At 67.2% G+C, this 26,183-nt stretch carries 25 protein-coding genes, 1 pseudogene and 1 riboswitch; of the genes and pseudogenes, 6 read left to right on the top strand and 20 right to left on the bottom strand.

The annotated features are described in order from the left end of the window. Positions 1-54: 54 nt before the first annotated feature. Positions 55-156, bottom strand: a riboswitch (TPP riboswitch). 36 nt (positions 157-192) lie between these two features. From I5803_RS03750 to I5803_RS03715, 8 genes are all read right to left on the bottom strand, one after another. Beyond that, complete coding sequence (locus I5803_RS03750) at positions 193-1,293, bottom strand: NAD(P)/FAD-dependent oxidoreductase (RefSeq protein ID WP_196985067.1); 1,101 nt, start codon at positions 1,291-1,293, stop codon at positions 193-195. Between the two features lie 64 nt (positions 1,294-1,357). Then, positions 1,358-1,687: a ferredoxin FdxA gene (gene fdxA, locus I5803_RS03745; RefSeq protein ID WP_196985066.1), complete on the bottom strand. Its 330-nt coding sequence runs from the start codon at positions 1,685-1,687 to the stop codon at positions 1,358-1,360. Between the two features lie 62 nt (positions 1,688-1,749). Continuing rightward, positions 1,750-3,048 (bottom strand): sulfate adenylyltransferase subunit 1, encoded by a 1,299-nt coding sequence (locus tag I5803_RS03740; RefSeq protein ID WP_196985065.1) that lies wholly within the window; start codon positions 3,046-3,048, stop codon positions 1,750-1,752. Continuing rightward, the gene (gene cysD / locus I5803_RS03735) at positions 3,048-3,980 is read right to left on the bottom strand and encodes a sulfate adenylyltransferase subunit CysD (RefSeq protein WP_196985064.1); all 933 of its coding nucleotides are present in this window, start codon (positions 3,978-3,980) and stop codon (positions 3,048-3,050) included. The genes I5803_RS03740 and cysD overlap by 1 nt, the downstream gene beginning before the upstream one ends. Continuing rightward, positions 3,977-4,729, bottom strand: a complete 753-nt coding sequence (locus I5803_RS03730; RefSeq protein WP_196985063.1) for a phosphoadenylyl-sulfate reductase — start codon at positions 4,727-4,729, stop codon at positions 3,977-3,979. The genes cysD and I5803_RS03730 overlap by 4 nt, the downstream gene beginning before the upstream one ends. Then, positions 4,726-5,118 (bottom strand): DUF934 domain-containing protein, encoded by a 393-nt coding sequence (locus tag I5803_RS03725; RefSeq protein ID WP_196988445.1) that lies wholly within the window; start codon positions 5,116-5,118, stop codon positions 4,726-4,728. The genes I5803_RS03730 and I5803_RS03725 overlap by 4 nt, the downstream gene beginning before the upstream one ends. 5 nt (positions 5,119-5,123) lie before the next feature. After that, on the bottom strand, positions 5,124-6,944 hold the full coding sequence (locus tag I5803_RS03720; RefSeq protein WP_196985062.1) for a nitrite/sulfite reductase: 1,821 nt from the start codon (positions 6,942-6,944) through the stop codon (positions 5,124-5,126). Between the two features lie 13 nt (positions 6,945-6,957). Further along, positions 6,958-7,749 carry a sulfite exporter TauE/SafE family protein gene (locus I5803_RS03715; protein WP_196985061.1) on the bottom strand — a complete coding sequence of 264 codons (792 nt, stop codon included), beginning with the start codon at positions 7,747-7,749 and terminating at the stop codon, positions 6,958-6,960. Positions 7,750-7,938: 189 nt separating this feature from the next. On the opposite strand from I5803_RS03715, the gene I5803_RS03710 reads away from it, so the two are divergent. Beyond that, positions 7,939-8,679 (top strand): response regulator transcription factor, encoded by a 741-nt coding sequence (locus tag I5803_RS03710; protein WP_196985060.1) that lies wholly within the window; start codon positions 7,939-7,941, stop codon positions 8,677-8,679. On the opposite strand, the gene I5803_RS03705 is transcribed toward I5803_RS03710, so the two are convergent. From I5803_RS03705 to I5803_RS03695, 3 genes are read right to left on the bottom strand one after another with little or no spacing between them, the layout of a single operon-like run. Next, the gene (locus I5803_RS03705) at positions 8,676-9,863 is read right to left on the bottom strand and encodes an FAD-dependent oxidoreductase (protein WP_196985059.1); all 1,188 of its coding nucleotides are present in this window, start codon (positions 9,861-9,863) and stop codon (positions 8,676-8,678) included. The two genes, I5803_RS03710 and I5803_RS03705, sit on opposite strands and share 4 nt — an antisense overlap. Positions 9,864-9,872: 9 nt before the next feature. Beyond that, positions 9,873-11,558, bottom strand: coding sequence for an FAD-dependent 5-carboxymethylaminomethyl-2-thiouridine(34) oxidoreductase MnmC1 (gene mnmC1, locus I5803_RS03700; RefSeq protein ID WP_196985058.1), 1,686 nt, complete (start codon positions 11,556-11,558; stop codon positions 9,873-9,875). A 6-nt stretch (positions 11,559-11,564) separates the two neighbouring features. Beyond that, on the bottom strand, positions 11,565-11,837 hold the full coding sequence (locus I5803_RS03695) for an oxidative damage protection protein (RefSeq protein WP_196985057.1): 273 nt from the start codon (positions 11,835-11,837) through the stop codon (positions 11,565-11,567). A 144-nt stretch (positions 11,838-11,981) separates the two neighbouring features. Between I5803_RS03695 and I5803_RS03690 the strand changes: the two genes are divergently transcribed. Beyond that, complete coding sequence (locus tag I5803_RS03690) at positions 11,982-13,010, top strand: sulfate ABC transporter substrate-binding protein (RefSeq protein ID WP_196985056.1); 1,029 nt, start codon at positions 11,982-11,984, stop codon at positions 13,008-13,010. Between the two features lie 4 nt (positions 13,011-13,014). Here I5803_RS03690 and I5803_RS03685 read toward each other — a convergent pair whose 3' ends face one another. Further along, positions 13,015-13,665 (bottom strand): FMN-dependent NADH-azoreductase, encoded by a 651-nt coding sequence (locus tag I5803_RS03685; RefSeq protein ID WP_196985055.1) that lies wholly within the window; start codon positions 13,663-13,665, stop codon positions 13,015-13,017. 116 nt (positions 13,666-13,781) lie between these two features. Here I5803_RS03685 and I5803_RS03680 point away from each other — a divergent pair, with 116 nt between their 5' ends. Further along, positions 13,782-14,699, top strand: coding sequence for a LysR family transcriptional regulator (locus tag I5803_RS03680; RefSeq protein WP_196985054.1), 918 nt, complete (start codon positions 13,782-13,784; stop codon positions 14,697-14,699). A gap of 19 nt (positions 14,700-14,718) precedes the next feature. Here I5803_RS03680 and I5803_RS03675 read toward each other — a convergent pair whose 3' ends face one another. The 8 genes from I5803_RS03675 to I5803_RS03640 form a co-directional block, all read right to left on the bottom strand. Then, entirely contained in the window at positions 14,719-15,432 is a 714-nt protein-coding gene (locus tag I5803_RS03675; protein WP_196985053.1) for an ABC transporter ATP-binding protein, read from the bottom strand. Beyond that, positions 15,432-16,184, bottom strand: coding sequence for an ABC transporter ATP-binding protein (locus tag I5803_RS03670; protein ID WP_196985052.1), 753 nt, complete (start codon positions 16,182-16,184; stop codon positions 15,432-15,434). Before I5803_RS03670 ends, I5803_RS03675 begins: the two co-directional genes overlap by 1 nt. Beyond that, entirely contained in the window at positions 16,177-17,175 is a 999-nt protein-coding gene (locus tag I5803_RS03665) for a branched-chain amino acid ABC transporter permease (RefSeq protein ID WP_196985051.1), read from the bottom strand. Before I5803_RS03665 ends, I5803_RS03670 begins: the two co-directional genes overlap by 8 nt. Further along, positions 17,172-18,035, bottom strand: coding sequence for a branched-chain amino acid ABC transporter permease (locus I5803_RS03660; RefSeq protein WP_196985050.1), 864 nt, complete (start codon positions 18,033-18,035; stop codon positions 17,172-17,174). Before I5803_RS03660 ends, I5803_RS03665 begins: the two co-directional genes overlap by 4 nt. A 6-nt stretch (positions 18,036-18,041) precedes the next feature. Continuing rightward, positions 18,042-18,665, bottom strand: coding sequence for a LysE family translocator (locus tag I5803_RS03655; RefSeq protein ID WP_196985049.1), 624 nt, complete (start codon positions 18,663-18,665; stop codon positions 18,042-18,044). Positions 18,666-18,724: 59 nt separating this feature from the next. Next, a complete protein-coding gene (locus tag I5803_RS03650) occupies positions 18,725-19,912 on the bottom strand; it encodes an ABC transporter substrate-binding protein (RefSeq protein WP_196985048.1) in 1,188 nt (395 codons plus the stop codon). A gap of 97 nt (positions 19,913-20,009) precedes the next feature. After that, positions 20,010-21,590, bottom strand: a complete 1,581-nt coding sequence (locus I5803_RS03645; RefSeq protein ID WP_196985047.1) for a benzoate-CoA ligase family protein — start codon at positions 21,588-21,590, stop codon at positions 20,010-20,012. A gap of 5 nt (positions 21,591-21,595) precedes the next feature. Then, positions 21,596-22,066, bottom strand: a complete 471-nt coding sequence (locus I5803_RS03640; RefSeq protein WP_196985046.1) for a flavodoxin domain-containing protein — start codon at positions 22,064-22,066, stop codon at positions 21,596-21,598. Positions 22,067-22,184: 118 nt separating this feature from the next. Here I5803_RS03640 and I5803_RS03635 point away from each other — a divergent pair. The 3 genes and pseudogenes from I5803_RS03635 to boxB form a co-directional block, all read left to right on the top strand. Beyond that, positions 22,185-23,075: pseudogene (locus tag I5803_RS03635) on the top strand (helix-turn-helix transcriptional regulator); the annotation flags it as partial. Then, positions 23,072-24,760, top strand: a complete 1,689-nt coding sequence (gene boxC / locus I5803_RS03630) for a 2,3-epoxybenzoyl-CoA dihydrolase (protein WP_196985044.1) — start codon at positions 23,072-23,074, stop codon at positions 24,758-24,760. The pseudogene I5803_RS03635 and the gene boxC, both read left to right, overlap by 4 nt. After that, positions 24,757-26,181, top strand: coding sequence for a benzoyl-CoA 2,3-epoxidase subunit BoxB (gene boxB / locus I5803_RS03625; RefSeq protein WP_196985043.1), 1,425 nt, complete (start codon positions 24,757-24,759; stop codon positions 26,179-26,181). Before boxC ends, boxB begins: the two co-directional genes overlap by 4 nt. Positions 26,182-26,183 lie beyond the last annotated feature (2 nt).

Here is a 26,183-nt window from a genome sequence, read left to right as displayed (position 1 = left end):
AACGCGATGGCAGGTCGGCTTGCTGTGGCGTCAAGCGCCCGGGAGAAGAGGGCGCCGCCGGAGAGCTTGCTTCCCTGCGCGAGGATTACCTCAATCAGGTTCAAAGGGTTTTTCTCAGTCAGCGCCTTTCGAGCGCCAACACCCCTAGCGGATGTGCCCTTTCGGACACGAGCGGAATTCTAAGCGAATGCCTCAGTCGAAAACCGGCGACTCGACCCCGAGCACCTTGTGCAGCTTCGGGCTGGTCGTCGTGTACTGCAGGTGGATCTTCTTGTCGGGGAAGATGAAGGGTGCCGCGGCAAATGCGGCCAGCGCGCATTCGTGGAAGCCGGAGAGGATCAGCTTCTTCTTGCCCGGATAGGTGTTGATGTCGCCCACCGCGAAGATGCCCGGCGTGCTGGTCGCGAATTTCTCGGTGTCGACCTTGACCTGCTTGCGTTCGATGTCCAGGCCCCACTCGGCGATCGGGCCGAGCTTGGGACTCAGGCCGAAGAAAACCAGCAGCACGTCCAGCGGAACGACGCGCGTCACGGCGTCGGAGCCGGTGACCTTCACGCCGGTGAGGCGGCCGTCCTTTTCCTCGTAGCCGGTGACCTGGCCCACGATGAACTGCATCTCCAGCGCGTCGCACAGCTCCTTCATCTTGGCCACCGAAGCGGGCGCGGCCTTGAAGCCGTCGCGGCGGTGGATGAGGATCACGCTTTCAGCCTTGTGCGAGCCGTCCTGCACGAAGTTCAGGGCCCAGTCCAGCGCGGAGTCGCCGCCGCCCACGATCACCAGGTTCTTGCCCGCGAAGTCGGCGGGGTTCTTGACTCGGTAATGCAGCTGCGTGCCCTCGAAGCGCTCCAGGCCATCGACCTTCAGCAGGCGCGGCTGGAACGCGCCGACGCCGGCGGCGATGAAGATCGTCTTCGTGAGGAAACGCGTGCCCCTGGAAGTCTCGACGTAGAAGCGGCCGTCGTCCTTCTTCTCGACGGTGGTCACTTCCTGGCCGAAGTGGAAGGTCGCGCCGAAGGGCTCGATCTGCTTGAGCAGGTTGTCCGTCAATTCCTGGCCCGTGCACACGGGCACGGCCGGGATGTCGTAGATCGGCTTGTCGGGATAGAGCTCGACGCACTGGCCGCCCGGATAGGCGAGCGAGTCGATCACGTGCGCCTTGATCTCGAGCAGGCCGAGCTCGAACACCTGGAACAGCCCGACGGGCCCGGCGCCGACGATGACCGCATCGGTCTCGATCGGCCCGTCGTGCGCGGCGGCTGTGTCGATCACTTCTTGGTTGAGTTGTGGTTCCATTGCAAATGCTACCTGCCTGCGACCCGCCTTCCCTTGCGATGGCTCAAGAAGTGCGCGGATTGCGCTACCGCACGAGCTCGGAGAGCTTGCCCGTCTTGTCCTTCCACTCGTCGGCGTCCGGCGGCGGCTCCTTGCGCTTGGTGATGCTCTTCCAGCCCGCGGCCTGCGTGAGTTCGACGTTGAGCTTGATGAAATTGAGCTGGTCCGGCGGCACGTCTTCCTCGGCGTAGATCGCATTGACGGGGCACTCGGGGATGCACACCGCGCAGTCGATGCATTCGTCGGGGTCGATGACGAGCATGTTGGGGCCTTCGCGGAAGCAATCCACGGGGCAGACGTCCACGCAGTCGGTGTACTTGCAGCGGATACAGGATTCGGTGACGACGTGGGTCATGTTGGAATGGCTTCGAAAGGGGACAAACCCCCGATTTTATGGGCTCGGCAGGCAGCGGGCCGTTATCTCACCAGCACGGCCCCGGATGTCTTGTGGGTAGCGGAGTCCACCAGCACCAGCGAGCCCAGGATGCGCGAGCGCGCATAGGGCAGCGTGGAGAGCGGTTCCTGCAGCGCCAGTTCGATGTGGCCGATCGAATTCGGCTCCAGCTGGGTCGCGTCCGCCTCGGCGAGGGTGTTCACGTCCAGCCTGTGGACGATGCGCTTGACCCGCGCCTTGACCCAGCGGTGGCCGTGCAGCGCGTAGTACACCCGGCCTGCGACCAGCGGCTCGTCGTCCATCCAGGCGATGGTGGCGGAAATCTCCCGCGAGGGTTCCGCGGCGCCCGGCGCGAGCAGCCAGTCGCCCCTCGACACGTCGACTTCGCGATCGAGCACGATGCCCGCGCTGTGGCCCGCGGGGACGTCGCCCGGGACCCGCACGTGGTTGAGCACCTGCGCGACGATCGCCGTCTGGCCGCCGGGCGCCACCTTGACCTCCTGGCCCGTCCGTATCGCGCCCGTGGCCACGCGGCCCCAGAAGACGCGGCGGCCCTGGCTCGTGTCCGCGGACGAGGAGAACTTCTCCACCCACTGCACCGGGAAGGCGAAAGGCTCGGAAGTTTCCGCTGCCACCACGTCCAGGCGTTCGAGCAACTGCAGCAGCGACGGCCCCTGGTAGCCGCACCAGCCCGGCTTGGCCTCGACCACGTTGTGGCCCTTGAGCGCGGAAATCGGGATCACGCCACGCACGGCGATGCCCGCGGCCGTGGCGAACGCCTGCAAGGCGCCCGAGATGTTGTTGAAGGCGACCGCCGGGTCTTCGACTGCGTCGAGCTTGTTCACCGCGAAGACGATGGACGGCACGCGCAGCAGGTTTACCAGCAACGAATGGCGGCGCGTTTGCGGCAGGAGTTCGAGGCCGGGGTTCTGCCATTGCAGCTTGGTCGCGTCGACGAGTACCACGGCGGCGTCCGCGCTGGAGGCGGCCGTCACCATGTTGCGCGTGTACTGCTCGTGCCCCGGCGCGTCGCCGATGATGAACTTGCGGGTCGGCGTCGCGAAGTACCGGTAAGCCACGTCGATGGTGATGCCCTGTTCGCGCTCGGCGGACAGGCCGTCGGTGAGCAGCGCGAGGTCGGTTTCGCCCGAGCGCTGCACGCCCGCGAGCTGGTCCTGCAGCACGGCCTTGCTGTCCACCAGCAGGCGGCCGATCAGCGTGCTCTTGCCGTCGTCGACGCTGCCGCAGGTGATGAAGCGCAGGGCGGAGATATGGTCGTGCCCGGCGCGTGCTTCGGCGACGGAAGGGAGGTCGGCTGTCATCAGAAGTACCCGTCTTTCTTGCGCTTCTCCATGGAAGCGTCGGAGGTCTTGTCGTCCATGCGCGTCGCGCCGCGCTCGCTCACGTCCACCGTGAGCGTTTCGACGACGACCTGCGCCGCGTCGGCGGCGGGGCTCTCCACCGGGCAGGTGCAGGTGATGTCGCCGACGGTGCGAAAGCGCACGGTGCGCTCGACGACTTCCTCGCCGTCGCGCGGCGGCGTGAGCTCGGTCACGGGCACGAGAAGGCCCTTGCGCTCGACCACCTGGCGCTGGTGCGCGTAGTAGATCGAGGGCAGCGCGATCTTTTCGCGCTCGATGTATTGCCACACATCGAGCTCGGTCCAGTTGGAGATCGGGAACACGCGGAAATGCTCGCCGGGCTGCAGGCGCGTGTTGAAGAGCGTCCAGAGTTCGGGCCGCTGGGCCTTGGGCTGCCATTGGCCGAAGCTGTCGCGGTGGGAGAAGATGCGCTCTTTGGCGCGGGCCTTCTCTTCGTCGCGGCGCGCGCCGCCGATCAGCGCGTCGAAGCGGAATTCCTCGATGGCTTCCAGCAGCGTCACGGACTGGTGCACGTTGCGCGATTCGCCCGGGTGCGCAAGCCGCACGGTACCGCGCTTCATGGAGTCTTCCACGTTGCGCACGATGAGTTCGGCGCCGAGTTCCTTCGCGCGGAAATCGCGGAATGCCGTGACCTCCGGGAAGTTGTGCCCGGTGTCGATCATCAGCAGCGGGTACGGGATGCGCCCGGCGCCGAACGCTTTTTCTGCGCACTTGAGCAGCACGAGGGAATCCTTGCCGCCCGAGAAAAGGAGGGTGGGCCGCTCGAACGCGGCGGCGACTTCGCGCAGGATGAAGATGGCTTCCTCCTCCAGCGCGTCGAGGTGGAGGTTGCTCAGGGGGGCGAGCAACTGGGGTTCTGCGCGGGCATTCATGCGGTGATCCGATCGTCCTGGGCGTGTTCCGGCTGCTTCACGTGAAGGCCGCATTCCTTGGCTGCTTCGTCTTCCCACCACCAGCGGCCGGCGCGGAAGTCCTCGCCGAGGCTGATGGCGCGGGTGCAGGGCGCGCAGCCGATGCTCGGGAAGAAGTCGTCGTGCAGCGGGTTGTAGTCGACGCCGTTCAGCTTGATGTAGTGCCACACGTCGCCCCACGTCCAGTCGACCAGGGGATTGAACTTCGTGCGGCCCGTTTCCGCCTCGTCGCTCGTGTCGATGAGGGGCACGTCGGCGCGCGCGTTCGACTGCTCGCGGCGCAGGCCGGTGATCCAGGCACGCTTGCCCGCCAGGGCGCGCTCCAGCGGCTCGACCTTGCGGATGTGGCAGCAGGCCTTGCGCAGCTCGATGCTCTTGTACATCGGCTCCTTGCCTTCGCGCGCGACGAACTGGATCACCGCTTCGTTGACGGGGCGGTACACGTTGACAGGCGCCTTCGACGTCGCGCGCGTGCGCTCCAGCAGCGCCAGCGTTTCCGCGTGCAGCATGCCGGTGTCGAGCACGAACACGGGAATGTCCAGGCCCAGTGCGTTGATCAGGTGCGTGATCACGACGTCTTCCGCGCCCAGGCTGGAGGCCTGCGTCAACGGCGAAAACTCCGCGGCGGCGCGTTGGAGCAACGCGCGGGTTTGCGCGAGCTTCTCGTCGAAGGTCTTCGACGGCCGCGCGTGCAGGTCGATGGCGCTCATGCGGCAGCTCGCTGGAAATGCGGGGTCGGCTCGAGGGTGTCGCCCTGGTAGAACGCCGCGTACCGCTCGAACTGGCGGCGCGCGAAGCCGGCGTCCTGGTCGGCGCGCAGCACCGCGCTGGAAAAGCCGCTGCGCTCCATCTGCACGAGCTGGTCCACGAGCACGTCGCCCGTCGCGCGGATGTCGCCCTTGAAGCCCTGGCGGCGGCGCAGCAGGTAGGCCTGGCTGAAGGCGCGGCCGTCGGTGAATTTCGGGAAGCTGAGTTCGACGCGCTCGATGCCGTCGAGGCTCGCTTCGAGCGGGTTGGCGTCATTGGGCAGCTGCAGCACCTTGGCGGAATCCAGGGGAGCCGGCTCGCCGTTCGCGGCAAGAATGAGTTGGAGGTTCATGTTCATCACGCCACCTGCTTTTCCGTGAAACGCGCACCGTTGGCCGCGGCCTTGAACGGGTCGATGCCGACGCGGCGCAGCGTGGCGATGAAGGTTTCCGACTTGCCGTCGATGCTCTGGCGCTCGCGCTTGTAGGTTTCCAGCAGCGCTTCGATCACCTCCGGCACTTCGGCGGCGGAGAACGACGGGCCGACCACCTTGCCGGGCGTGGCCGCGCCGGACAGGATCGAGCCGTCCGCGCCGCCGAGCGTGACCTGATACCACTCCTTGCCGTCCTTGTCGACGCCCAGGATGCCGATGTGGCCGCTGTGGTGGTGGCCGCACGAGTTGATGCAGCCGCTGATGTGCAGGTCGATCTCGCCGATGTCGTCGAGCTCGTCGATGTCCTGGTAGCGCTGCGTGATCGCCTCGGCGATCGGCAGCGAGCGGGCATTGGCGAGCGAGCAGAAGTCGCCGCCCGGGCACGCGATCATGTCGGAGAGCAGGCCGATGTTCGGCTTGGCCAGGCCCGCCTTGCGCGCGGCCGCCCAGAGCTCCGGCAGGTCGTCCTGGTGCACCCAGGGCAGCAGCAGGTTCTGCTCGTGGGTCACACGCGCTTCGCCGGCGGAGAAACGATCCGCGAGGTCCGCGGCGATCTCGAGCTGCTCGGCGTTGGCGTCGCCGGGCGCCTGGCCCAGGCGCTTGAAGGACAGGGTCACGGCGCGCAGTTGCGGGTTCTTGTGTTCGGCGACATTGCGCTGCAGCCAGCGGTCGTAGGCGGCGTCGGCCTCCGCATCCGTGCGCACGATCTCGTGCAGGCGCGCATCCACGCCCTTGCGAGCGCCCTTCAGCGCGGGCGGGACGAAGGAGGCGGCGACGCGGTCGAATTCCGCCTGCGTGATGGTGTGCGGCGCGCCGTCGCGCTCGAGGATCTGCCGGTATTCCGCTTCGACCTGGTCGATGTAGCGCTGGCCTTCCGCCTTCACCAGGATCTTGATGCGGGCCTTCCAGGCGTTGTCGCGGCGGCCGTAGCTGTTGTAGACGCGGATGACGGCTTCGAGGTAGTTCAGGAGCTGGTTCCAGGGCAGGAATTCGCGCACCACCGTGCCGATGATCGGCGTGCGGCCCATGCCGCCGCCGACCTGCACGCGAAAGCCCAGCTCGCCCGCGTCGTTGCGCAGGAGCTGCAGGCCGACGTCGTACCAGCCGATCGCCGCGCGGTCCTCGCGGGCGCCGTTGACGGCGATCTTGAACTTGCGCGGCAGGAACGCGAATTCCGGGTGCAGCGTGCTCCACTGGCGCATGATTTCGCAGAAGGGCCGCGGATCGGCGATCTCGTCGGGGGCGATGCCGGCCAGTTCATCGCTCGTGATGTTGCGGATGCAGTTGCCGCTGGTCTGGATGCCGTGCATGTTCACGCTCGCGAGCAGCTCCATCACGTCCGCGCTCTTGACCAGCGGGATCCAGTTGAACTGCACGTTGGTGCGCGTGGTGAAGTGGCCGTAGCCGTACTTGAAATTCGTGACGATGGGCGTGCCGCCCTTCACCGGCAGCTCGCCGAGCGCCCACTGCTTTTCCTGCGCGTCCTTCAGCAGTTGCGGATCGGGCTGGTCGTACTCGCGGGCGATCCTGGCGAGCACGCGCAGCTGCGTGCCGGAAATCTCGCCGTAAGGCACGGCAATGCGCAGCATCGGCGCATAGCGCTGGATGTACCAGCCGTTCTGCAGGCGCAGCGGGCGGAACTCGTCGTCGCCCAGTGTGCCGGCGAGATTGCGCTCGAGCTGGTCGCGGTACTGGGCGGCGCGGTTGCGCACCATCTGCTTGTCGAAGTCTGTGTATTGATACATCTTGTGGTCTGGTTCAGAGGGAGAGCAGCCGCACGCCGGCATAGGCCAGCAGCAGCGAAAGGAGGGAGCGGATCAGGCGGTCCGGGGCGTGGCGCACCAGGCGCGAGCCGAGCCAGATGCCCGGGAGCGAGCCAATGAGCAAAGTGCCGAGCAGCGGCCAGTTGACGGAACCGATGGAGGCATGGCCAAGGCCCGCCACCAGGGTGAGGGGCACCGCATAGGCGATATCCGCGGCGATGATGCGGGGCAGGGGAAGCGCGGGATAGAGCAACATCAGCACCGTGACGCCGATCGCGCCTGCGCCCACCGACGTCAGCGACACGAGCGCGCCGATCGCGGCGCCGAACAGCACCGGCTGCGACCAGTGGCGCGGGCGGGTCGCCACGGCCAGCTGCGCGGGGTCGAGGTCGCGCGGCGTGTCCTTCCCGCGGATGGCCTTGTACAGCGTCGCGGCGGCGGTGAGCAGCAGCGCCAGCCCCAGCGTCGTCGTCATGACGGCCTGGACACCCGGGTCGGAGGGACCTGCCTGCCGCAGGATCAAGAGCGTGATGAGGGCCGCGGGGATACTCCCGGCGGACAGCAGTCCCACGATGGGCCAGTCGATCACGCGCGCGCGGGCGAGGCCCAGCGCGCCGCCGAACTTGGTCGTGCAGGCGAAGAGCAGGTCGGTGCCGATGGCCAGGTAGGGCTTGATGCCGAAGCCGAAGATCAACAGCGGCGTCATCAGCGAGCCCCCGCCGACGCCGGTGAGGCCGACCACGAGGCCGACACAGAACCCGGCGAAAACGAAGGCGAAATCATGCATGGGCGTCACTCTAGGGCGTCCCCTTATGGGAACGAACTACTTTTTAGTTCGCGCGTTATCTGGATAAGCTTATGCGCAAGGCGGGGCGCGGGTTGGCGCCTATTTCGAGGGCGCAGCCGGATAAGTGCCTGCAGGTTGCACCGCGACGGCCTGCCGCCATAATCGCCCCAACCAACCACGCCGTCACACATGGGCCAGCGGATCTTCGTCAAGGTCGTCGGATTCACCGACGTGGAGCGACACGCGCTCAACACGGTGTTTCGCCTGTCCGATTCGCGGGAAGTCAGCTACTGCCTCTGGATGCCCGACGCGCCGGAAGCGCCGCGGCTCGCCCTGTTCGACGGGCTGAGCTACGAGGCGCCGGTCGAGCTCGAATCGCCCCACCTGGCGGGCATGCGGATCATCTGGGTCGGCCCTTCCGGCCCGGCCAGCGCGTGGCGGACTTTCCAGCGCCCCATCGCCTGGACCGAGATCGTCGCCGCGATGGACCAGCTCTTCGCCCCCGACCCCCTGGACTTCGACCTCGGGTTCGGCGAGGACACGACCCTCCCGCCCCCCGCCGACGACGCGCACCCCAAACGCGCGCTCATCGCCAGCCCCGACCGCGACGAGCGCCTGTACCTGCGCGCGCGCCTCGCGCTCGCGAACATGACGCAGGCCGACGAAGCCGAGACCGGCGCGCAGGCGCTCGAGCTCGCGCGCCAGCACGAGTACGACGTCGCCCTCGTGGACTTCCACCTGCCGGACGTGGAAGGCTGGGCCTTCCTCAAGGAATTGAAGCAGGCGCGCCCGCCCATCCCGCACCTGATCGTCACGAAATCCGGCACCTCGCTCGCCGACAGCGTGCGCGGCTGGCTGTCCGGCGCGCAAGCGTTCCTGCCCAAGCCGCCGCACCCGGGCAAGCTGCAGCGCCTGCTGCGCCGCGTCTAGGCTTTAGGCAGGGGGAGCGGCGGCGCCTTGAGCCAGCCCTGTCGCACGCCCACCAGCACGTCGCGCGTGAGGGTGCCCGCGACGGGCAGCTTCGTCGACATGTTCATGAACACGTCCCGCAGCCACGGCAGCAGCGCCTGCTCCGACTGGAACAGCGGCGTGAGCCGGCGGCTCGCCTCGCCGTAGAAGTGCAGGTGCTGCTTGCGCAGCTCCGTGTAGCGCTCGAGCGCCGCCGGCAGCGCGGCCGATTGCGCGATGCATTCGGCGAGCGCCACCGCATCGAGCAAGGCGAGGTTCGTGCCTTGCCCGAGTTGCGGGCTGGTCGCGTGCGCCGCGTCGCCGATGACCACGCAGCGGTCGGTGTGGTAGGCGGGCATCACCACGTCGTGATAGCGAGCCCAGGTCAGGCGCTCCATCGAATCCAGTTGCGCGAGCAGCGCGTCGCAGCCGGGGTGCAGCGCGCGCACCTTCCCCTTGAATGCCTCCAGCCCCGCTGCGAGAAACGCCTCGTGATCGCGCGCGGGCACGCTCCAGAACAGGCTCACGACCGGCACATCGCTGCCGGGCGCCTTGCCCGTGGGCATGATGCCCAGCATCTCCTTCGCGCCGCGATACCACTGCCGCAGGGTGGTCGCGTGTTCGCCCGACGGGTCTTCGAGCACAGCCCACACCGCGCCCCACGGATACACGCGGTCGGTGCTGGCGAGTCCGGTCTGGCAGCGCAGCGAGGAGCGGCACCCGTCGGAGACGACGACCAGGTCGTGCTTCGCCTGCAACGCGGCCAGGTCCTTGACTTCCTGCCCGGCGACGATGGTCGCGCCGTGCAGCCTCGCGGCCTTCCACAGCGCGTCGAAGAGCACGCCGCGGTGCAGGCCGAGCCCGAAGGAGCCCGGCTGCCAGTGCTGGTAGCGGATGTCGACGACGGGCCAGCCGAAGCGCGTGACGCCATGAAGCCGCTCGATGCGCGCGCCTGCCGCCAGCACTTCCCCTTCGATGCCGAGGACGCGCAATGCCGCGAGTCCGCTGGGCTGCAGCAGCACGCCGGCACCGACCGATTGCGGCTCGGTGAATTTGTCGAACACCGTGACGTCGTGGCCCTGGCGCGCGAGCAGCACAGCGGTCGCGAGGCCCGCGAATCCCGCGCCTGCAATGGCGACTTTCAGATACTCGTTGTGTCCCTGCATCGCGCGATGCTAACGCGTCGCGTCGAGCGCTTGTGCCACCCGGCGTTCGAGAGGTAACGGTTCGCCATGCACGCGTGCCGCCAGCAGTTCGCCGCACAGCGCCGCGAAGGTGAGGCCGCGCGAGCCCATCGCGGTGCTGATCCACAAGCCCGGTTCGATTTCACCGAGCAGCGGCCGGCGGTCGATGGATGCGCAGCGCACGCCCGTCCAGTCCTGCAGTGCATGGCTCGCGATTGCGTGGGAGACGGCGTGCGCCACCGGGGGCGCGAGACGGGCGAGCCTATCGAGGTTGAAGCGCTGGTCTTCCGCGCGCGCCTGCAGGCTGGATTCGTTGGGCGTGAAGGTCGAGCCGCAGAACCACGCCGGCCCGTGCGCGGTCGGCACACCGGCAATGAAATGGCCGTCGCCATGCAGGGGGAAGGGCGGCAGTCCCTCGCTGCCTTGCACGCTCCAGGTGACTTGCCCCCGGACCGGATGGACCGGTATGCGCCCGCCGAGCAACTCGACACAGCCGGTCGCGGCGGCGGCAATCACCAGCGTGGCTTGCGCGAGCGTCGCGCCGTTGGCATCCTCCAGGCGCCAACAGTCATCCGCGCGCTCGATGCGCCGCACCCGCGATCCGCCCTGCCACGCGATGCCCGGCGTCGCGAGCCAGGCCCGCACCAAGGCTGCCGGCTTGATCCATGCCGCTTGCTGGTGCCAGATCGCGGCGGCGCCGGCAGGGACCCTGCCGAGCTCCTTGTGCCGTGCTTCGGCTTCACGGCTCCACGGCTGCATGGCTGCGTCCGCCAGCAGGGGACGCCTGTCTTCCAGATCGCGCACTTCCAGCGCGCCTGTCGCCGCCCAGTCCTCGCCCTCGCGCAGCAGCATCCGCGCCTGCGACATCGTCATGCGCACGCCGCTGCGGGACAGGCGCGAGAGCAGGCTGTCGTCCGGTGAATAGTGCGGCGCCAGCAGGCCGACGGGCAGGCCGGAAGCGCCCGCGGCCGGCTCCTGCGCGGCGTCGAGCACGGTGACGCGCCAGCCGCGGCGCGCGAGGCTCGCCGCCACCGCGGCGCCCGCGAGCCCGCCGCCGATGACGGCGCAGTCGCCGGGTTCGGCGTCCGCATCCGGCCTGGGGCCCCTGGGCTCCCAGGCGGGGTCGAAGACGGCTTGCAGACCCCCGGAGGAATCGCCACCGGCCTGTACGGCAAACCCTGCTTCGGCCAGCGATCGGCGAAGGGAATCGCTCGCGACCTGTGCGACCAGGCGCGCGCCCCGACGGCAATGGCGGGCGAGGGCTTTGCCCATGGTGGGGTTGTCCGTGCCGTCCGGTCGGCCCAGAAAGACGCAATCCGCGCGAAACGTCTGCTGGCGCAGCGCGTCGCGCACCTGGCCGACGAAGAGCGTGAGCAGCACGCGATCCCCGTCGAAGGCAAAGCGATGCATGCCGGCGGTGAGGCCGAACCATTGGCCGGCCAGTTCGGCCGCCAGGGGATGCAGTTGCGGCGTGGTGGCGGCTCGCAGCAGTTCCTCGGAAGGAGGGGGCGACGCGCAAAACGCCACGAAATGGAGCATCGCCGGCCTTCGCGCATCGCCTTTCCACGCCCGCCAGCAGGCGAGGAAATCCGCTCCCTGCCCGAAGTCCGTGTCCAGGATGCGCCATTGCCGGCGCCCGGCCCATGCGTCAGCCAGCCATGCGACCGGCTCGTCCATGGCCGCTCAGGCGCTGGGCGGCACGTAGCCCGCGGCCGTGTCCGCGCCGCCGCCGAAGAAGTGGTTCTCCATCTGGCGTGCGAGGTACTGGCGCGCGCGCTGGTCGGCCAGGTTCAGGCGGTTTTCGTTGACGAGCATGGTCTGCTGCTTGAGCCAGGCGGCCCACGCCTCCTTGCTCACGTTTTCATAGATGCGCTTGCCGAGCTCGCCCGGGTAGGGGGGAAAGTCGAGGCCCTCGGCTTCCTTGCCGAGCTTGATGCAGTTGACGGTACGTGCCATGTGAAAAGCCTCTGACGCTGGGTCTAAAGATCGCGCGCGCAATAAGCTTGTGCGAATAAACAAGTGAAAACTCGGTCGTTCCCGTTTGCTCGGAGGGCTCACAGAATCGCGGCTCGACTCCTGCAAACCCCCGAAAGAAACGCTATGACCGTACGCCGCGACTTTATCAAGATTCCCCTGGCCCTCGCCGCAGCCGCGACTCTGGGCATGGCAGCTCTGCCGTCGTTCGCCCAGCAGCAGGCCTTGACGCTGCTGAACGTCTCCTACGACCCGACGCGCGAGCTGTACGCGGAATTCAACCAGGCGTTCGCGAAGTACTGGAAGGCGAAGACCGGCCAGGACGTGACGATCAAGCAGTCGCACGGCGGCTCGGGCAAGCAGGCCCGCTCGGTGATCGACGGTCTGGACGCCGACGTCGTCACCCTCGGCCTGGCCGGCGACATCGATGCCCTCGTCACCAACGGCGGGTGGGTCGCCAGGGACTGGCAAAAGCGCCTGCCGCACAACTCGGCGCCATACACGTCCACCATCGTGCTGGTGGTGCGGCAGGGCAATCCGAAGGGCATCAAGGACTGGGACGACCTGGTCAAGCCCGGCGTGAGCGTCATCACGCCGAACCCGAAGACCTCCGGCGGCGCGCGCTGGAACTACCTGGCCGCATGGGAATTCGCCAAGCGCAAGATCGGCGGCGATGCGAGGGCGAAGGAGTTCGTCGGGAAGCTCTACGCCAACGTGCCGGTGCTCGACACGGGCGCGCGCGGCTCCTCGATCACCTTCGCGCAGCGCAACCAGGGCGACGTGTTCATTTCATGGGAGAACGAGGCGTACCTGCTGGAGAAGGAATTCGGCAGCAAGGTCGACGTGGTGTACCCGTCCATCTCGATCCTCGCGGAGCCGCCGGTGGCCGTCGTCGACCGCAACGTGGACAGGAAGGGCACCCGCGCCGCGGCCGAGGAATACCTGAAGTTCCTCTACACCGAGGACGGCCAGGACATCGCCGGCAAGAATTTCTACCGCCCGGCGGTGTCGCAGAAGGCGCAGGCTAAGTATGCGAAGCAGTTCCCCAAGCTCAATCTCTTCACGATCGAGCAGGGGTTCGGCGGATGGTCGAAAGCCGACAAGGAGCACTTCGCCGACGGCGGCAGCTTCGACCAGATCTACACGCGCAAGTAACCTGTCAGGCGGCGATGGCGGCCGTCGGCTGGTTCGCAGCCGAGGTCGTCAGCGCCTTGATCGTCACGTCCGCATCGCTCAGGGCTTGCGTCTTCACCGCGTCGCCCATCGCCACGCCTTCGGCGCGAACGAACCGCACGTCGGTGACACCGAAGAAGCCGAACACCGTCTTCAGGTAGCTCTCCTGGTGGTCCAGTCCGGCCATCGCCGGGTTCGTCGAATACACGCCACCGCGCGAGGACGCGATGATCACCGTCTTGCCGCCGGCCAGGCCCTTGGGGCCCTTTTCGGTGTACGTGAAGGTGCGGCCGGCCTGCGCCACGCGGTCGATCCAGGCCTTGAGCTGGCTCGGGACCGAGAAGTTGTACATCGGCGCGCCGATCACCACCACGTCCGCGGCGAGGAACTGGCTCACGAGCTTCTCGGAGATCTCGTTCTCGCGGCGTTGCACGTCGGTCAGGCCTTCAGCCTTCGGGCCGAGGCGAAAGCCCAGCGAGTCGATCGACAGGTGGGTGGGGGCGTCCTGGGCCAGGTCGAGATGCTCGACCGTGGTGCCGGGATGGGTGGCCTGCCACTGGGCGACGACGCGCTCGGTGAGCTGGCGGGAAACCGAATTGGTGCCCAGCGGGCTGGAATCGATGTGAAGCAGTTTCATGGACCTTTTCTCCTGTAGCGGCCTGTTTTTGACCATGGATTGATTGTGGGCGCGCAGGTAATCTTTGATAAGTCGGCAAAACTGCGATAGATTGTCCTGAACACAGGACAATCGACATGCAAGACCTCAACGACATGCTCTATTTCTCCGAGGTCGTGGACCGGGGCGGGTTCGCCGCCGCCGGGCGCGCGCTGGGCGTGCCGAAGTCCAAGTTGTCGCGGCGAGTGGCCGAGCTGGAAACGCGCCTGGGCGTGCGGCTCCTGCAGCGGACCACCCGCAAACTCTCGCTCACAGAAGCCGGCGAGCTGTTCCACCGCCACAGCGTCGCCATCCGCGAAGAGGCCGAGGCCGCCACGGAGGCCGTGGCGATGGTGCAGACCGAACCGCGCGGCACGATCCGCGTGACGTGCCCCGTCACCCTGGCGCACAGCACCATCGGCATGCTGATTCCCGCATTCCTGGAGAAGCACCCGCAGGTGCGCATCGACATGCAGGTCACCAACCGGGTCGTGGACCTGGTGGCGGAGGGCGTCGACGTCGCGCTGCGCGTGCGGCCGACGCTGGAGGACAGCGGCAGCCTCGTCGTGAAGAACCTTGGCCTGACGCAAGGCATGCTCGTGGGCACGCCCGCGCTGCTGGAGCGTCACGGCCGCCCCGCGTCGGTCGATGACCTCGGAAAGCTGCCGACGCTCGCGATGTCCGCCTCGGACGGCAAGGCGAACTGGACGTTGCTCGGCCCTGCCGGCAAGGTCTTCGAATTCCAGCACCGGCCGGTCTACACGGCGGACGACCTGCTCACCCTCAAGTTCGCGGTGTCCCAGGGCGCCGGCATCAGCATCCTGCCGGACTACATGTGCCGGCGCGACCTCGAACGCGGAGACCTCGAACACGTGCTGCCCCAGTGGGGGCCCCGTCCCGGTGTGCTGCATGCGGTGTTTCCCTCGCGGCGCGGCCTGACGCCGGCGGTGCGGCGCTTCCTGGATTACCTGGGCGACAACGTGATGGGAGAGGGCAAGGCACTGGAGTGCCCTTGAGCCACGGCGCGGAGCCTGCTCACACGCCGAGGTATTGATCGAGCAATTCGGGCCGAGCCCGCAGGTCCTGCGAAGTGCCCGCGTAGGCGACCTCGCCCTTGACGAGGATCACGTTGCGGTCCGTCACCTGCGTCACGTGCTTCCAGTTCTTGTCGACGATCACGCTGGAGATGCCCGACTCGCGGATCAGCCCGCAGATGCGCCAGATCTCGCGCGCGATGAGCGGCGCAAGGCCTTCGGTCGCCTCGTCGAGGATCAGCACATCGGGATTCGTCATCAGTGCGCGGCCGATGGTGAGCATCTGCTGCTCGCCGCCGGACAACTGCTGCCCGCCGTGGCCCAGGCGCTCCTTCAGGCGCGGGAAGGTCTCCAGCACCCGTTCGTACGTCCAGTCGCATTGCCCGCGCGTGCCCGGGCGCGCCGCCATCTGGAGGTTCTCCACGACGCTCAGGTTGCCGAAGATGCCGCGGCCCTCGGGCACATAGGCGATGCCGCGCTGTGCGATCTCGTAGGGCGCGCCGCCCGTCATGTCGTGCCCCGCGATGTGCACGGTGCCCGCGCGCGGCTTGACGAGGCCCATGAGGCTCTTGAGCAGCGTGCTCTTGCCCATGCCGTTGCGGCCCATCAGGCCGATCGTCTCGCCGCGGGCGACGCTGAAGTCGATGCCGCGCAGGATGTGGCTCGCGCCGTAGTACGTGTGCACGCCGCGCGCGTCGATGAGGAGCTCGGCCATCAGTGCTCCTCCTCGCCCAGGTAGGCGGACTGCACGCCCGCATCCGCGCGCACCTGCGCCGGCGTGCCGCTGGCGATGACCTGGCCGTTGACCATCACCGTCAGCTGGTCCGCGAGCGCGAAGACGGCGTCCATGTCGTGCTCCACCAGCATGATCGCGTGCCCGGGCTTGATGCGCAGCAGCAGTTGCACCATTCGCTCGGCCTCGGCGGTGCCCATGCCCGCGAGCGGCTCGTCGAGCAGCAGGACTTGCGGGCTCGTGGCGAGCGTCATCGCGATCTCGAGCTGGCGTTGCTCGCCGTGGCTGATCGTGCCCGATACGGCGGATTTGCGATGCTGCAGGCCTGCCAGTTCGATCGCGCGCTCCGCCGCCTCGTTGGTGGGCGCGAAGCCCGCTGCGCGGCTCAGCCAGCGCGCGGCATGCGGTGCGCGCGATTGCGCGGCGAGGCGCACGTTCTCCCAGACCGTGAAAGGCTGGAAGATGTTCGTCTTCTGGTAGCTGCGGCCGAGGCCCGCGCGCGAGATGCGCTCCGGCGTCCAGCCGGTGACATCGCGCCCGCCCAACATCACTTCGCCGGATGTCGGGGCGATGTCGCCCGACAGCAGGTTGGTCAGCGTGGACTTGCCTGCGCCGTTGGGGCCGATCACCGCGTGGATGCGACCGCGCTGCAGATCGACGGACACGTCGTTGACCGCCGCCAGGCCGCCGAAGCGCTTGGTGAGATGCGTCGCGCGCAGCACGGCATCACTCATGCTCGCGCTCCTTGCGGCGCGCCACGCGTTCCACGAGGCCGAGCAGCCCGCGCGGCGCGAAGAGCACGACGGCGACGATGAAGAGGCCCATCCACAGTTGCCAGTGCTTGCCGAGCTGGAAGTTTCCGACCGTGGGCAGGTCCTTGAACCACGACAGCAATGTCTCGAACGCGAACGCGCCGACGATCGCCCCGGCGAAGTTGCCCATGCCGCCGAGGATCACCATCATGATCGCGTGCGCGCTCATGTGGAATCCCATCAGCTCCGGGTTCACGTAGCCGGACTGCACGCCCCACAGGTAACCCGCGAGCCCCGCGAGCGCACCGGCCAGCGTGAAGGCCGCGAGCTTGTAGCGGAAGGTGCCGTAGCCCATCGCGCGCATGCGGTGCTCGTTCACGCGGATGCCCGCAAGCACGCGACCGAAGGGACTCCACAGCACGCGGCGCAGGAAGGCATAGACGGCCACGAGCATCGCCAGCGTGAAGTAGTAGAAGACGCGCTTGTTCTCCAGGTCGAAGATTCCCGCGTCGGGCTTGAAGTTCACATAGACGCCGTCGGACCCGCCGAGCGCCTTGTTGTCGAAGAAGAGGTAGAAGACCATCTGCGCGAAGGCCATCGTCACCATGATGAAGTAGATGCCGCTCGTGCGCACGACGAAGAAGCCGATGATCAACGCGGCGAGCCCCGACGCGGCGACGGCTGCGGGCAGCGTCCACCACAGGCTCACCGCTTCGCCCGCCGGCGTGAAATAGGCGAGCGCGTAACCCGCGAGCCCGAAGTACGCCGCGTGGCCGAGCGACACCAGGCCGGTGACCCCCTGCAGCAGGTCCAGGCTCATCGCGAAGATCGCGAGGATCATCATGCGGGCCACCATTTGCGCGTAGAAATCGCTGCCGACGAAGGGAAAGGCGATGAGCGCAACGAGGCCGAGCGCCAGCGCCACCTGCAGGCCGCGCGGCAACACCTCGAGATGGGAATGCGATGCCCTCATTGCTTGAACAGCCCTTCCGGCTTCCACAGCAGCACCGCGGCCATGAGCATGTAGACCAGCATGCCGGCGACCTGCGGCACGAGCACCTTGCCGAAGGTGTCGACCAGGCCCACGAGCAGCGCCGAGATCAGCGCACCGCGCACGGAGCCGATGCCGCCGATCACGACCACGACGAAGCACATGATCAGCACCTGCGAGCCCATGTTCGGATACACGCTGGACACCGGCGAGGCGATCATGCCGGCGACGGACGCGAGCGCGACGCCCAGCGCGAACACGATGGTGTGGATCAGCTTGATGTTGACGCCCAGCGCCTCCGTCATGTCGCGGTTGAAGGCGCCGGCGCGGATCTTCATGCCCAGGCGGGTCTTCGAGATCAGGAAGTACAAGCCGGCCGCGAGCGCGATGCACACGCCGGACATGAAGAGCCGGTAGACCGGGTAGGAGAGGTTGTCGGTGAGCGGGATCGATGCCGACAGGAGGTCGGGGATCTTCACGCCGTGCACGTCGTCGCCCCAGAGGATGGAGCGCATCTCCTCGAAGATGTAGATCAGCCCGAAGGTGAGCAGCACCTGGTCGAGGTGGTCGCGCTGGTAGAAGTGCCGGAACAGCAGCCATTCGAGCGCGAGGCCGAAGACCACGGACAGCGCCACGCCGCCGAGGATCGCCACGGTGAAGCTGCCGGAGAGGCTGGAGAGCGACCACGCGAGGTAGGCGCCCAGCATGTAGAACGCGCCGTGCGCGAGGTTCACCACGCCCATGATCCCGAAGATCAGCGTAAGGCCGGCGGCCAGCATGAACAGCAGCAGCCCATACTGCACGCTGTTGAGGAGCTGGATCAGGACGTTCGCGAGATCCATGGGCCGCTACGTGGGGCGGCGCGAGAGCAGCAGCAGGGCGCCCATCAGCGTGAAGAGGCCGCCGCACACCCGGTTGATCCATCGCACCGGGCCGCTCGCGCGCAGCACCGGCATCAGGCGGGCGACGCTGAGCGCGCAGGCGGTGAGCACCGCGAATTCGAAGAACATGAAGGTGAGCGCGAGCGCGGCGAACTGCGGCACGATGGGCGCGGCGGGGTTGAGGAATTGCGGGAAGAAGGCTGCGAAGAACAGCACGGCCTTGGGGTTGCTCGCGCCGACGAGGAAGCCCTGCATGTAGAAGGAGTGCGCACGCGGTGCGCCGCCGGCCTCGCCCGTCTTCAGCACCGCGTCGCTGCGGAAGGTCTTGATGCCCAGCCAGACGAGGTAGGCGGCTCCGGCCACCTTGGCGATGGTGAACGCGGTTTCCGATGCGGCGAGCAGCGCGCCGAGGCCCATGGCCGACAGCACCATCACGCCGAGCACCGCCGTCACTGCGCCCGCGACGGAGGTCATGGCGCGGCGCGGCCCGTGGTTCAGCGCATTGGTCATGCACATCAGCATGGTCGGGCCGGGCGTCACGATCAGCAGCGCGACCGCGACGACGTACAGGAGGTAGGTGGAGAGGGTCATGACGGTCTTCGCCAAAAAAATGGGAGGCGCGAACCTCCCATTGTTGCAGGCGCGGACGCTCAGGCCATCTTGCAGCCGGCGCCCGAATCGGCCAGCGCCTTCGCCGCGATGCCGATCACCTTGTTTTCCTTGTTCTCGACCACGCGCAGGTACATGTCCTGCACCGGGTTGTGCGACTTGCTCATCGTCCACTTGCCGCGCGGGCTGTCGATGGTCGCCGATTCCATCGCCTTGTACAGCGCCGCCTTGTTGCCGATGTCGCCCTTCACGGCGGCCATGCCCTGCGAAAGCAGGAGGCCGGTGTCGTAGCCCTGCACCGCGTAGACGTCCGGCTGCATGCGGAAGGTCTTGGCGTAGTCCAGCCGGAACTTGTTGTCGCGCGGCGTATTGAGCGAATCGCCGTAGTGCATCGTCGTGATGATGCCGTCGGCGGCGGGGCCGGCCGCATCCAGAACGCCTTCGGTGAGGAAGCCCGAGCCGTACAGCGGGATCTTGCCCTTCAGGCCCGCAGCGGCGTAATCCTTGATGAACTTCGCGGCGCCGCCGCCGGCGAAGAAGCACGCGACCGCGTCAGGCTTGAGCGCCGCGATCTCCGTCAGCAGCGCCTGGAATTCGACCTGCGGGAAGGGCAGGCCGAGTTCCTTGATGATGGTGCCGCCCGCCTTGGTGTAGCTTTCCTTGAAGCCCTCGAAGGCCTCGTCGCCGGCCGCGTACTTCCAGGTGATCCACACGGCCTTCTTGTGGCCCTTCTTGACCATCACGTCGCCGAGCGCGAGGGTAGGCTGGCTGTTGGTGAAGCTGGTGCGGAACACGTTCGGGGCGCACAGCGCGCGCGTCGCCGCGTGCACGCCGGCATTCGGGATCAGGCACAGCGTGCCGTTGTCGCGTACCACCTTCTGAATGCCCATCTGCACGCCGGAGTGCACCGTGCCGATCAGCACGTCGACCTTGTCGCGCAGCACGAGCTTGTTCGCGTTCTCGATGCCCTTGGACGGTTCGGCCTCGTCGTCGACCTTGAACCATTCGATGTCGCGGCCGCCCAGTTTGCCGCCGCGCTCGTCGATGGCCATGCGCACGCCGTTTTCGATGGCGACGCCGAGCTGCGCGAAGGTGCCGGTGTAGGGCAGCATGAGGCCGACGCGGACCTTGTTGCCCTGCGCGCGCGCGATCTGCGGCAGCAGCAGGCCGGTGGAAGCAGCACCGACGAGGGCTGCGCCGCGGGAGAGGACGAGACGGCGGGATGTCATGGAAAGGCTCCTTCGAATTTAATTTAGGCCTAAAGCATTTTTACCGGATGCGCCGCGGCGGCGCACCATGGCTTACCCGGATTCGGCTCGCGGAACTTCACGCGGCGGGCGGCGTGGAGGCACGCAGCTTGAAACGCTGGATCTTGCCGGTCGCGGTCTTGGGAAGCTCGGGCACGAACTCGATCCAGCGCGGGTATTTGTAGGGTGCCAGCGCATTCTTCACGTGCATCTGCAGGACCTCCGCCGACGCCGCCTGGCCCGCCTTCAGCACCACGAACGCTTTCGGCTTCACGAGCTCGTCGGTATCGGCGACGCCGATGACCGCCGCTTCCAGCACGGCGGCATGCGTCATGAGGCAGGCCTCGACCTCGAAGGGCGACACGTAGATGCCTCCCACCTTGAGCATGTCGTCGCTGCGCCCGCCGTAGGTGTAGTAGCCGTCCGCGTCGCGCGTGTACTTGTCGCCGCTGCGCGTCCACTCGCCGGCGAAGGTCGCCTTCGTCTTGGCGCGGTTGTTCCAGTACATGAGCGCGGCGCTGGGGCCGTTGATCTGCAGTTCGCCGATCTCGCCCGGGCCGCACTCGCGCCCGTCGTCGCCGACGATGCGAAGCTCGTAGCCGGGCACCGCCTGCCCCGTGGTGCCGTACCGCACCTGGCGGGGCCGATTGGACAGGAAGATGTGCAGCATCTCCGTCGAGCCGATGCCGTCGAGGATCTCGCAGCCGTAGGCCTCGGTCCATCGCCTGCCGATCTCGGCGGGCAGGGCTTCGCCGGCGCTGGTGCACACGCGCAGGTTCAGCTGCGCGCGGGCGGGCCGGTTCGCGTCGGCCAGCAGCGCGGCATAGAGCGTGGGCACGCCGTAGAAGATGGTCGGCTGGTACTTGAGCAGGGTATTGAACACCTCCGCAGGCGCGGGCCGCGCGGGCAGAAGCACCGCCGTGGCGCCGACGCTCATGGGAAAGGTGAGCGAATTGCCCAGCCCGTAGGCGAAGAACAATTTCGCCGCCGAGAAGACGACGTCGTCTTCTCGGATGCCCAGCACGCCGCGCCCATAGAGTTCGGCGGTCTGGATGAGGTGGCTGTGCAGGTGGACCGTGCCCTTGGGCGTGCCGGTGGATCCGCTCGAATACAGCCAGAAGCAGGGGTCGTCGGCGCTCGTGTCGTGGGGGGAAGGGACCGGCGATCCCGCTGCGATCAACGCGGCGACGGAGTTCGCCGCGTCATCTCCGGCCATGTAGACGTCCTTGAGCGTCCCGCTCGTGCCGACCAGCGACTCGAACACCGGCAGCAATGGCTTCGACACGAACAGCGCCTGCGCGCGCGAATCGCGCAGCATGAACTCGAAGTCCTTCGTCGTGAGCAGCGTGTTCGCGGCCACGGGCACCACGCCGGCCAGGATGCAGCCGAGGAACACGACCGGCCACTCCAGCGTGTCCAGCATCGCGATCATCACGCGCGTCTCGGGCGTGAAACCCTTCGCGCGCAGGGCGTTCGCGAATTGGTAGGACTGCTTCGCCAGGTCGCCATAGGTGAGGCTCGCGCCGGACACGGCATCGATGAACGCGACCTTTCCGTAGCGGCCCTCGTTTCGTGCCAGCAGGTCCTGCGCGGCGTTGTAGTCCCGCGGAATGTCGACCCGCGGCGGGGAAGACCGGTGGTCCGCGATGCTCGGACGCATGACGCTCAGGCAGTGGTGGTGGCGGGAGCCAGCGCCAGCGCCAGCCATTCGCGGCACCAGGCGGTGGCCAGTTCCTCGGGCATGGTCCCCGCGCTCGCGTCGTGGCACCAGACGTCGCCGATGCGCTGCGCGCCCAGGCCCTGCAGGCGCTCGTCGAACTTCTTGCCGCCGAAGGCGAAGGTGTTGAGGTAGGTGCGATCGCCCAGCGCGATCACGCCGTAGCGCACGTGGCCCAGGTACTTGGGCTGCGAATCGAGCGAGTCGTAGAGCTGGCGCGCGTTGTCGGGGACGTCGCCGGAGCCGTAGGTCGAGGAGCAGATGAGATAAAGTGCATCTTCATCGAAGACAGAGATGTCGAGGCCATCCATCAGGTGGACTTCGATCTCCTCCACCACATCCGCGCAGTCCATCTGGATGGCCTGCGCCACATAGTCGGCGGTGCTGGTCATGGTGCCGACGAGGATCTTCAATTTCATCTTGCTTCCGATCATCCGGTGTGGGCCAAGCAACATGCAATAAACTGCTTGACAATTCGATGATAGGAAGTATACTGCAATCTTGATTTAACGCAAGTCCCCGCGAAAAAAAGACGCCAGCATGCAACTGATGACCGACCACGACGCCCGGGCGACGCTTGCCGAGCTCGGTGCGCGCGTGCGGGCCTGGCGTGCGCGCCGCGGGATGACGCGCAAGCAACTGGCCGCGGATTCTGGCCTGTCCGAGCGCTTCCTCGCGGACGTGGAAAGCGGCAAGGGCAACGTCTCCATCAACTCGCTCGAAGCGGCGGCACGCGCGCTCAACATCACCATCCTGGAATTGCTGCAGGACGCGCCGCGTCCTGCGCTGGCACGGGCCCAGGGTTTGCTGGCGCGCCTGGACGATGGCCAGCTGGACCAGGCGCATGCGCTGCTGTCGTCGACCTTCGGCCTGGACGACGAGAAGGGCCGCGAGAAGCGCATCGCGCTCATTGGCCTGCGCGGCGCGGGCAAATCGACGCTGGGTGCGCAGCTCGCCGCGCATCGCGGCATTCCCTTCGTGGAACTGGACCGCGAGATCGAGCGCGAGGCGGGCACCAGCATGAACGAGATCCTGCTGCTGCACGGGCAGGCCGGGTACCGGCGTTACGAGCGCCGCGCCTTGTTCCGTATCGCCGAGGATCACGCGGATGGCGTCGTGATGACCACCGGCGGCAGCATCGTGAGCGAGCGCGAAACCTTCGACCTGCTGCAGAGCCGCTTCTACTGCGTGTGGCTCAAGGCCAACCCCGAAGAGCACATGAGCCGTGTCGTCGCGCAAGGCGACATGCGCCCTTTCGACACGACCCGTGGCGCGACCGGGGAGGCGATGGAAGACATCCGCCGCATCCTCGCCAGCCGCGAAGCGCTCTACGCGCGCGCCGATGCGGTGGTGGACACCGCGGCGCGCAGCGTCAAGCAATCCCTCAAAGACCTGGAACGCGCCGTTCCGATGGAGCCCAAGCCATGAATGCGATGACCGAACCGCTGCTGTTCAAGCAGGGCGACCGCGAGCTGGTGAATTTCGCCACGCACCCCTCCCGCTACCGGCACTGGAGCCTGGCCGTCGAAGGCGACGTCGCGCGGCTCAAGCTCGACATCGACGAGGACGGCGGCATCAAGCCCGGCTACAAGCTCAAGCTCAACAGCTACGACCTGGGCGTGGACATCGAATTGCACGACGCGCTCAATCGCGTTCGGTTCGAGCATCCGCAGGTGAAGGTCGTGGTGTTCGAGAGCGGCAAGGAGAAGATCTGGTGCTCGGGCGCCAACATCTACATGCTCGGCCTGTCCACGCATGCGTGGAAGGTGAACTTCTGCAAGTTCACGAACGAAACGCGAAATGGCCTGGAAGATTCCTCCCGGCACGACGGCCTGAAGTCGCTCGCCGCGGTCACGGGCGCCTGCGCGGGCGGCGGCTACGAACTCGCGCTCGCATGCGACCGCATCGCGATGGTCGACGACCGCGCGTCCACCGTGAGCCTGCCGGAAGTGCCGCTGCTCGGCGTGCTGCCCGGCACGGGTGGCCTCACGCGCGTGACGGACAAGCGCAAGGTCCGGCGGGATCTCGCGGACATCTTCTGCACGACGAGCGAAGGCGTGCGCGCCGACCGCGCCAAGGACTGGAAACTCGTGGACTCGAACGCGAAGCCGCAGCAGTTCGCGCAGCTGGTCGACGCGGAGATTGCCGCCTTGCGCGCGCAGTCCACCCGCTCGGGCGGGCAGGGCATCGAGCTGCCGGCGCTGGAGCGCACGGTGGACGACCAGGGCTACCACTACGAGACGCTGGACGTGCAGATCGACCGCGCGGCGCGCCTGGCCACGATCACCGTGACTGCGCCGAAAGCTGCGATCGAATCCACACCCGACGCCATCCAGGCTGCAGGCGCCACGTGGTGGCCGCTGCGCTTCGCGCGCGAACTGGACGACGCGATCCTCAGCCTGCGCGCGAACGAGCTCGAGATCGGCACCTGGGTCATCAAGACGCGCGGCGACGCGAATCGCGTGATGCACATGGATGCCGTGCTCGAACAGCACAAGGCGCACTGGCTCGTTCGCGAGACGACGGGTGCACTGCGCCGTACGCTCGCGCGCCTGGACGTGACGAGCCGCTCGCTGATCGCGCTGGTGGACGAAGGCTCGTGCTTTGCCGGCACCTTCTACGAACTCGCGCTGGCCTGCGACCGCATCTACATGCTGGATCTGCCCGATGCGCCGGACGCCGCGCCGGCGCTGCACCTGTCGCCGGCCAATTTCGGGCGCTATCCGGTCGTCAACGGCTTGACGCGCCTGCAGACGCGCTTCAATGAAGATGCCCAGACGATTTCACAGCTGCAGGGTTTGCAGGACAGCGCCTTGCGCGCCGACCAGGCCCTGGGGCTGGGCCTCGTGACGCTCACCCCGGACGACATCGACTGGGACGACGAGATCCGCGTCATGCTGGAAGAGCGCGCGTCGCTGTCGCCCGATGCACTGACCGGCATGGAGGCTTCGCTGCGCTTCCCGGGCAAGGAGACCATGGAGACACGCGTGTTCGCGCGCCTGTCCGCCTGGCAGAACTGGATCTTCATCCGGCCGAACGCGGTGGGTGAAGAGGGCGCACTGAAGCTTTTCGGCACGGGCAAGAAGGCCAAATTCGACTGGAAACGCATATGAGCAACATCGACCTGCAAGCGCTGATCCCCAACAACGTGCACCTGGGCGAGAACCGCCAGTTGCAGCGCGCCCTGGAGCATTGGCAACCGGCCTTCCTCAACTGGTGGGACGAGATGGGCCCGAGCGACTTCAAGGCCAAGGAGGTGTACCTGCGCACCGCCGTCGGCGTGGACGCGCAAGGTTGGGCGAGCTACGGCTACACACCGATGCCCGACTATCGCTGGGGCATCTTCCTCGCGGACAAGGAAGAGGGCCGCAAGATCGGCTTCGGCGACTTCATGGGCCAGGACGTCTGGCAGGACGTCCCCGGCGAATACCGCTCCACTTTCCGCCGCCTGATCGTGACGCAGGGCGACACGGAGCCCGCGTCCGTCGAACAGCAGCGCCTGCTCGGCCACACCGCGCCCTCGCTCTACGACCTGCGCAACCTCTTCCAGGTCAACGTGGAAGAAGGCCGCCACCTGTGGGCCATGGTCTACCTGCTGCACGCGCACTTCGGGCGCGACGGCCGGGAGGAGGCGGAGGAACTGCTGGAGCGCCACAGCGGCGACCCCAACAAGCCGCGCATCCTGGGCACCTTCAACGAGCCCATGGACAACTGGCTGTCCTTCTTCATGTTCACCTACTTCACGGACCGCGACGGCAAGTTCCAGCTCAAGAGCTTCGCCGAAAGCGCGTTCGACCCGCTGGCGCGCACCACGCGCTTCATGCTCACCGAGGAAGCGCACCACATGTTCGTCGGCGAGACGGGCGTGGGCCGCGTCATCAAGCGCACGCTGGAAGTGATGAAGGAGTTGGACACCGACGACGTCGCCACGCTGCGCAAGGCAGGCGTGGTGGACCTGCCCACCATCCAGAAATTCATGAACTTCTGGTTCACGAGTTCGCTGGACCTCTTCGGCTCCGAGTCTTCGTCGAACGCGGCCAACTACTTCAGCAACGGCATCAAGGGCCGGCCGGACGAAGCGAAGTTCGCGGACCACGTGGAAGCCGAAACGGAGATGACCATCCAGGTGCCGGACGGCCAGGGCGGCATGAAATCCGAGACGGTCTCCACGCGCAACGGCATGAACGAGATCACGCGGCTGGAATACGTGAAGGACTGCAACGTCGGCATCACGCGCTGGAACATGGGCATCAAGCGCGCGGGCGTCAACTTCGAATTGAAGCTGCCTTCCACGAGGTTCCGCCGCCAGGTCGGCGCATGGTCGGGCGTGCCGGTCAGCCCGGAAGGCCAGCCGATCACCCAGGCCGAGTTCGATGCGAAGAAGGACGACTGGCTGCCCACGGAAGCAGACATCGCCTTCGTGAAGAGCCTGATGCAGCGGGTGGTCGAACCCGGCAAGATGGCGGCGTGGATCGCGCCGCCGGACCGCGGGATCAACGCGCAGGCGATCGACTACGAATACGTGAAGCTGTAGGC

The sequence above is a fragment of the Caenimonas aquaedulcis genome, assembly GCF_015831345.1.
Lineage (GTDB): Bacteria > Pseudomonadota > Gammaproteobacteria > Burkholderiales > Burkholderiaceae_C > Ramlibacter > Ramlibacter aquaedulcis.
Note: the sequence above shows the minus strand (reverse complement) of the source record. Positions and strands in the feature narration are given on the sequence as shown.

Coding starts and splice junctions, on each gene's coding strand:
- I5803_RS03710 (WP_196985060.1), top strand. CDS start 7,939: ATGGGCCAGCGGATCTTCGTCAAGGTCGTCGGATTCACCGACGTGGAG.
- I5803_RS03655 (WP_196985049.1), bottom strand. CDS start 18,665: ATGACCCTCTCCACCTACCTCCTGTACGTCGTCGCGGTCGCGCTGCTG.
- I5803_RS03675 (WP_196985053.1), bottom strand. CDS start 15,432: ATGGCCGAGCTCCTCATCGACGCGCGCGGCGTGCACACGTACTACGGC.
- I5803_RS03640 (WP_196985046.1), bottom strand. CDS start 22,066: ATGAAATTGAAGATCCTCGTCGGCACCATGACCAGCACCGCCGACTAT.
- I5803_RS03670 (WP_196985052.1), bottom strand. CDS start 16,184: ATGAGTGATGCCGTGCTGCGCGCGACGCATCTCACCAAGCGCTTCGGC.
- I5803_RS03740 (WP_196985065.1), bottom strand. CDS start 3,048: ATGACAGCCGACCTCCCTTCCGTCGCCGAAGCACGCGCCGGGCACGAC.
- I5803_RS03685 (WP_196985055.1), bottom strand. CDS start 13,665: ATGAAACTGCTTCACATCGATTCCAGCCCGCTGGGCACCAATTCGGTT.
- I5803_RS03730 (WP_196985063.1), bottom strand. CDS start 4,729: ATGAGCGCCATCGACCTGCACGCGCGGCCGTCGAAGACCTTCGACGAG.
- I5803_RS03690 (WP_196985056.1), top strand. CDS start 11,982: ATGACCGTACGCCGCGACTTTATCAAGATTCCCCTGGCCCTCGCCGCA.
- I5803_RS03665 (WP_196985051.1), bottom strand. CDS start 17,175: ATGAGGGCATCGCATTCCCATCTCGAGGTGTTGCCGCGCGGCCTGCAG.
- I5803_RS03715 (WP_196985061.1), bottom strand. CDS start 7,749: ATGCATGATTTCGCCTTCGTTTTCGCCGGGTTCTGTGTCGGCCTCGTG.
- mnmC1 (WP_196985058.1), bottom strand. CDS start 11,558: ATGGACGAGCCGGTCGCATGGCTGGCTGACGCATGGGCCGGGCGCCGG.
- boxC (WP_196985044.1), top strand. CDS start 23,072: ATGAATGCGATGACCGAACCGCTGCTGTTCAAGCAGGGCGACCGCGAG.
- I5803_RS03750 (WP_196985067.1), bottom strand. CDS start 1,293: ATGGAACCACAACTCAACCAAGAAGTGATCGACACAGCCGCCGCGCAC.
- I5803_RS03725 (WP_196988445.1), bottom strand. CDS start 5,118: ATGAACCTCCAACTCATTCTTGCCGCGAACGGCGAGCCGGCTCCCCTG.
- I5803_RS03660 (WP_196985050.1), bottom strand. CDS start 18,035: ATGGATCTCGCGAACGTCCTGATCCAGCTCCTCAACAGCGTGCAGTAT.
- boxB (WP_196985043.1), top strand. CDS start 24,757: ATGAGCAACATCGACCTGCAAGCGCTGATCCCCAACAACGTGCACCTG.
- I5803_RS03645 (WP_196985047.1), bottom strand. CDS start 21,590: ATGCGTCCGAGCATCGCGGACCACCGGTCTTCCCCGCCGCGGGTCGAC.
- fdxA (WP_196985066.1), bottom strand. CDS start 1,687: ATGACCCACGTCGTCACCGAATCCTGTATCCGCTGCAAGTACACCGAC.
- I5803_RS03695 (WP_196985057.1), bottom strand. CDS start 11,837: ATGGCACGTACCGTCAACTGCATCAAGCTCGGCAAGGAAGCCGAGGGC.
- I5803_RS03705 (WP_196985059.1), bottom strand. CDS start 9,863: ATGCAGGGACACAACGAGTATCTGAAAGTCGCCATTGCAGGCGCGGGA.
- I5803_RS03680 (WP_196985054.1), top strand. CDS start 13,782: ATGCAAGACCTCAACGACATGCTCTATTTCTCCGAGGTCGTGGACCGG.
- cysD (WP_196985064.1), bottom strand. CDS start 3,980: ATGAATGCCCGCGCAGAACCCCAGTTGCTCGCCCCCCTGAGCAACCTC.
- I5803_RS03650 (WP_196985048.1), bottom strand. CDS start 19,912: ATGACATCCCGCCGTCTCGTCCTCTCCCGCGGCGCAGCCCTCGTCGGT.
- I5803_RS03720 (WP_196985062.1), bottom strand. CDS start 6,944: ATGTATCAATACACAGACTTCGACAAGCAGATGGTGCGCAACCGCGCC.